Source organism: bacterium (assembly GCA_009926305.1).
Classification (GTDB): domain Bacteria; phylum Bdellovibrionota_C; class UBA2361; order UBA2361; family RFPC01; genus RFPC01.
This window is the reverse complement of sequence record RFPC01000124.1, coordinates 1-4,711: the sequence shown is the minus strand read 5'-3', so window position 1 is coordinate 4,711 and position 4,711 is coordinate 1. Positions and strand designations below refer to the sequence as shown.

General features: G+C 47.1%; 7 protein-coding genes. 1 reads left to right on the top strand and 6 read right to left on the bottom strand.

Features of this window, described 5'->3' with window-relative positions; genetic code table 11:
• Window position 1: 1 nt before the first annotated feature.
• On the top strand, window positions 2–733 hold the full coding sequence (locus tag EBR25_12475) for a hypothetical protein (GenBank protein NBW41800.1): 732 nt from the start codon (window positions 2–4) through the stop codon (window positions 731–733).
• A 22-nt stretch (window positions 734–755) separates the two neighbouring features.
• Here the strand turns inward: EBR25_12475 and EBR25_12470 are convergent, their stop codons facing one another.
• From EBR25_12470 to EBR25_12445, 6 genes are all read right to left on the bottom strand, one after another.
• Entirely contained in the window at window positions 756–1,094 is a 339-nt protein-coding gene (locus EBR25_12470; protein NBW41799.1) for a hypothetical protein, read from the bottom strand.
• Window positions 1,091–1,378 carry a hypothetical protein gene (locus tag EBR25_12465; protein ID NBW41798.1) on the bottom strand — a complete coding sequence of 96 codons (288 nt, stop codon included), beginning with the start codon at window positions 1,376–1,378 and terminating at the stop codon, window positions 1,091–1,093. Before EBR25_12465 ends, EBR25_12470 begins: the two co-directional genes overlap by 4 nt.
• Window positions 1,378–1,821: a hypothetical protein gene (locus tag EBR25_12460; protein ID NBW41797.1), complete on the bottom strand. Its 444-nt coding sequence runs from the start codon at window positions 1,819–1,821 to the stop codon at window positions 1,378–1,380. Before EBR25_12460 ends, EBR25_12465 begins: the two co-directional genes overlap by 1 nt.
• On the bottom strand, window positions 1,799–2,725 hold the full coding sequence (locus EBR25_12455; protein ID NBW41796.1) for a hypothetical protein: 927 nt from the start codon (window positions 2,723–2,725) through the stop codon (window positions 1,799–1,801). Before EBR25_12455 ends, EBR25_12460 begins: the two co-directional genes overlap by 23 nt.
• Window positions 2,715–4,298 (bottom strand): hypothetical protein, encoded by a 1,584-nt coding sequence (locus tag EBR25_12450; protein ID NBW41795.1) that lies wholly within the window; start codon window positions 4,296–4,298, stop codon window positions 2,715–2,717. Before EBR25_12450 ends, EBR25_12455 begins: the two co-directional genes overlap by 11 nt.
• Window positions 4,295–4,711: hypothetical protein (locus EBR25_12445; GenBank protein ID NBW41794.1), on the bottom strand; the 417-nt coding region annotated here is incomplete at its 5' end. The genes EBR25_12445 and EBR25_12450, both read right to left, overlap by 4 nt.

Sequence of the window (4,711 nt, the reverse complement as noted above, 5' to 3'; positions counted from 1 at the left end):
TGTGTATGCCAAAGGCGGTCACTGGGGCAGCCTCACGACGTACGACTCATGGGACAACGGACTCACCAACGAGCCTTTGTTTACTCACGACGAGATCTGTCTCTCTGAAGGCTGTTACGCGGGCTTCTTTAGACACGACTCATACGACTGGGGACAGTGGGTGTTTGATACGACGTACGCAGATATTGTGACGGGAGTCCATATCTGGATGGAATACGGAGAAGGCGGAGCTACCGAAACTTTGTACGAGGTGTACGGGGATTCAGAAAACCCTTCTACGGGTAGCACCACCACTACGTGGAATCTCGGTAATGTCCACGGCGGACTGTCAGAGCACGAATACGTGTTGTGTACAGAAGCGGATTACGATTCCGATATTGTACCATTTGACTGCGTTGGAGACTTCGACGGAAACGGATCGGTAGACCTGCAGGACTTCTTGCAGATCTGTATGGAGCTCGGAAAAGAGGGGGCGGTTTGCGTGTGCGACACCGATGGCGACAACGACGTAGACCTCGACGACTTCTTGACGTTTATCTCTGTGTACGGAACTGACTGTAACGGAGGCGAGCTCCCGCCTCCAACCGTGAGACAGCTCGAAGAGCTTGGGCTAAATCCGAAATATTATAGCTCAGACGGAAAAGAGGTGAGACCTGGACCTAACCCATTCGGTATCTACCTCGCAGAGATAGAGGTAGAAGGAATTAAACACACAATAAAAGTGGTACAATAAGAAAGGGGCTTCGGCCCCTTTTTTAATACTTCAATCTGTACACTTGCTCTTGTATGTCCTCGAATGGAACGTCGAGTCTGAAACTTATATCTGCTGCGTATTGGTACGCTGGCCTTCCGTCTCTATAGATTACGACTACAGGAAGAGCCGTGATCGTTTCTTGAAGTTTTGCGGGCTGTTCTTCCAGCCACCCGAATCGGTACTCACACCCTCTCAGTCTTTCAAGGTCAACTCTAGTGTTGATGTCGTTCCACTCTGCGTTGATCTGAACCACGACGATCTCTGACTGGATCATCGTAAAGGTTTGTGCAGAAGCGGCAATTCCTACTACCGCAAAAAGGCTGGTAATAATGTGCTTCATCTTCTCTTAGCTTCTGTGCTGAGTTCGTAAAGTCTTTCTTCTATGAGGTCGAGTTTCTGCCCGTTCTCCTCTACCTTTTTTTGCGTGTTCATGATTGTCTCGCGAACAAGCTTGTCCTTGAGGTCGTACTCTGTACGAGAAACCTCAGGCTCTGGAAGCTTTTTTGCAAGTTCAATCTCGCTCTGGAGAGCGAACCACATGCCAGCCACCGTCACAACAAATGTGATGATGATGGCTATGGTCTTAAGATCGAGGGTTACTTGGGTGTTCTCGTCGAGCTTCATTATTGTTTTTTAGCTTTTTCTATAGTCCTGCCAGCAAAATAGGCCCCAAATGAAGTCAACATTAAAATCTCCAACAAAGATACATAACTCTCTTTGACGTTAAATGGCAGATAATCAAGGGAATCCAACACCATAGTTACCATAAACATGGCCATAAGAGCTATGAGGGTCACTGGGCGAATGTATTTGGCGAGATTAATGTCGCTGTTCATGTCTGCCTTCCAGCGCTCAGTTACGTTGTTCTGGAATGCAATCTCTGCGTCAATCTTTGCCCTGACCTCTTCTGGATCTAAGTCAGGGTATTGCTTGTCAATTAGGTTCTTTACAACCCCAAGTGCTCCCTGATCTGGCAGCAAGTCTCCGACTGTGTCGAGTATTCCTGGAGCTTTTTCTCTGAGCCATCCGCCCAAGGCGGTGTCTTTAATCTTCGTCTCTTCTTTCATCGTCGTAGATTTCTTGGATTATCTTCAACAGCTCTACAGTGTGGGGCAACAATCTTCCACGTTCAATAGCCACTGCTTTTGAATAAAACTGTTTGTTCAGGTCGTCTAGAGCCTCGATTTTTTCTTCATCATTCATCCTCTGATACTTTTCGGAAGAGATCAGCTCTTCGGCTCTAGCGTATCTGTCTTTACCCGCCGCAGCCATGAGCCTGTTCATTTGATCGGTGTTGAGTCTAACTCTCTCCTTCACAAAATCTTCGTCGTCGAGAAAGCTAAACTTCAGGTTAGATCTACGAATCGCCAGATTCAGGTTTCTGTTCATGTCAGGGACATTCACTGGCCTGGTGGCCGCGAAACTTGGAGTTCCAACAATTCTAGAGATGGCTTCGGTCTGCTCGTACAGCCTGTAAACTTCGTTTGATACAGGATCCGCGCTACCCTGTCTAGATTTTGTTATGTCAAAGAGCTGATAAGCGTGTCTGTTTGCTCCTCGTGGATTCTGTTCGATGGGCTCTCCCTTCCAGTTGACACGAACAGGAACGTCTCCAAGACCAAATGTTCTGTCTTTAATCGTGTACTCCATCTTCTTCATAAGCCTTTCGAGGAAGTCCATGTCTTTCGTAATTCTAGTATCTGGAAGATACTCTCTGTGGGCTCTGTAGAAGGCAGAAAGCTGGTTTGGAAGAACAACCGCAGACGCAGCTTGGAACGCACTACCGAACCATCTTTCAAAGTTTCTCTGGAACTCGTCAGCCTCAGAAGATGCCATCGTGGACATAAGCCCGTTAATGCCCTGAAGAAAGCTTTGATCAAGCATGTACGAAACTGAAGAGAAGGCTCCAGCTCCAAGGGCGTTAGTAAGAGCTTTTGTCACAACAGACATGTCGTTTGAGTCACTTTCCATTAAGGCTTCTTTGTCTGTCTCCGATGACGCCAAGCTTGTTGTACTGGATAAATCTATCGTCCTCTCTGAGAGAAGAATCTTCTCCAGCAAGATATCTTTGAAGACCAGAAACGTTGATGCTTGACGGAGGGAACTTATCGTATGCCAAGTTTCTTTCTTCATCCTCATCGTCAAAGCCGAGCGCTCCAGAAACAAGCCCTTCTTGTATCAGAATTCTTGCCGTCTGAGCAGCCATGGTTCCGACAGCGAGCTTGCCAAAGTTTTGGGCTGCGCTTCTTGAGTCTCCATTTTTCAGGTCGTTCATCATACGTGGTATAGCCACATATGGAGAAACAAAAGTCATAGTGTCGATAAGAATATTTGCTGGAGTCCTTACGTATGGAACAGTGGTTCTAACGAGAAACTCTGCGGCTGCCTTTCCGTTGACACCTGGAATCCAATCAAAAAGGTGAGCGAAAATCTTATCCTGAACAAACCGAACAGCTTGCTCTGCGGCTTCTGAAGATCCTGTTCTTTCTTGGAACGTAAGCTTTCTGCCCTCTCTCTCGGCCACCTGTTGCTCTTTTTTCGTTGGGTGTTTTATAAACTGAGCCAAGGCGTCCCCCTCAAGTCCCTGGGCCAAACCAGCCTGATATAGCTCAATACCCTCAACCATTCTTCTGAATGGAGTATCACCAATAGCAAGAAGTCTAAACATTGCTTCTGCTGGAAGACCAAACGTCCCCTGCACTATAAGCTTCAATTTTTGAGAAACAGATACCTGATCGGTTCCTTGCTTTATTGGCAAATCACCCTTCCCAAGTACGGCGAGAATTGATCTATACGGAGCAAATCCTCTGCTCATGCGCCACTCAGTAACCTCACTTGTTTGGCCAGTTCTAACCTCGTCAATGGCCTCAACAAAACCAGATCCAAATTTTCTGAGGCCGTATAGGTAGGCGCCAATAGAATACTTCCTGCTATAAGGAGACTCGACACCAAACATGTTGATGAGCTTTTCTACTGGAAGGGCTACAATGTCCACACCTACCTTAGCCACGGCGTTAACCATGTTTGCTCCAACGTTCGTTATCTGAGACATCGTGGTGAGTAGGTTGCCCTGAACCAACTGACGACCAAGCTCTCCCCACCCCTTCTCAATCATACTGTTTGAGAATGTGTCTAGCTCTTTTTCTACCGCCTTGACCTCATTTGTTTTTGCCAGAATGTCGGCTTCAACATCTTCCCATTGTATTGCTCTTGTAACGAGATCAGCGTGCTCTGCTTGCAACAAAAACAATCTCTCGGTAATGTCCTTAAGTTTCTGTTGTTGAGCATCGGTCATTTGGTTTCCTCTCTTTTCAATCTCAGATTGAATGATTGAAAACAGTCCAGCTGGAGTTGATTGCTTGAGCTCACGGAAGTGTCTGAGAATTCTACCAGCAGTAGTACCCATCTTTGCCGCTTGCTCAACAAGATCCGCAACAGCTTTGTTGTCGCCTCTAGCTGCGGCTCGTCTAATAAGCTCAGCCGACGCCAAGACCCCGAGGTCGTCATTCCTGTTTTGAAGTCTCCCCAAGGCATCGTCAGTCATTTTGTCTCTTGGTCTGTCATCGTCGCGAGGCTGTTCTTTATCGCGGAGAGAGATTGCTTTGAGTAGTAGCTCTGAGGGTTTTGAAGAATTTCGTTTCTTGCCCCTGGGTACGTCTTCGCAGCTTTTGATGCAAATCGTCTAAGCCTCAATGCCGCCGAAGCTCTGTCTTTTGACTCGTCAGCGTTTCTTGCAACCTCGCTTTCGTTCAACGCAACCTGAGATGTGATCGGCATGTTGTCGTATGACTCTCTCACTTCTTCATCGCTGTTGAACTGCATACCCAAAACTCTTTCTGCGTATGCCTTATATCTCTTTACGGCGGCGTCATACTTCGGCCCCCTCTTGATTCTCTTTGCTCTTTGCTCTGCGGACTCTGTTCTCCCCTCCCTGAGTATAGGGTCATTAAAGTCGTA

Excerpts from the sequence above, each read along its gene's own strand:
- EBR25_12465 (NBW41798.1), bottom strand. The coding sequence starts at position 1,378 with ATGAAGCTCGACGAGAACACCCAAGTAACCCTCGATCTTAAGACCATA.
- EBR25_12460 (NBW41797.1), bottom strand. The coding sequence starts at position 1,821 with ATGAAAGAAGAGACGAAGATTAAAGACACCGCCTTGGGCGGATGGCTC.
- EBR25_12455 (NBW41796.1), bottom strand. The coding sequence starts at position 2,725 with ATGGAAAGTGACTCAAACGACATGTCTGTTGTGACAAAAGCTCTTACT.
- EBR25_12470 (NBW41799.1), bottom strand. The coding sequence starts at position 1,094 with ATGAAGCACATTATTACCAGCCTTTTTGCGGTAGTAGGAATTGCCGCT.
- EBR25_12450 (NBW41795.1), bottom strand. The coding sequence starts at position 4,298 with ATGACTGACGATGCCTTGGGGAGACTTCAAAACAGGAATGACGACCTC.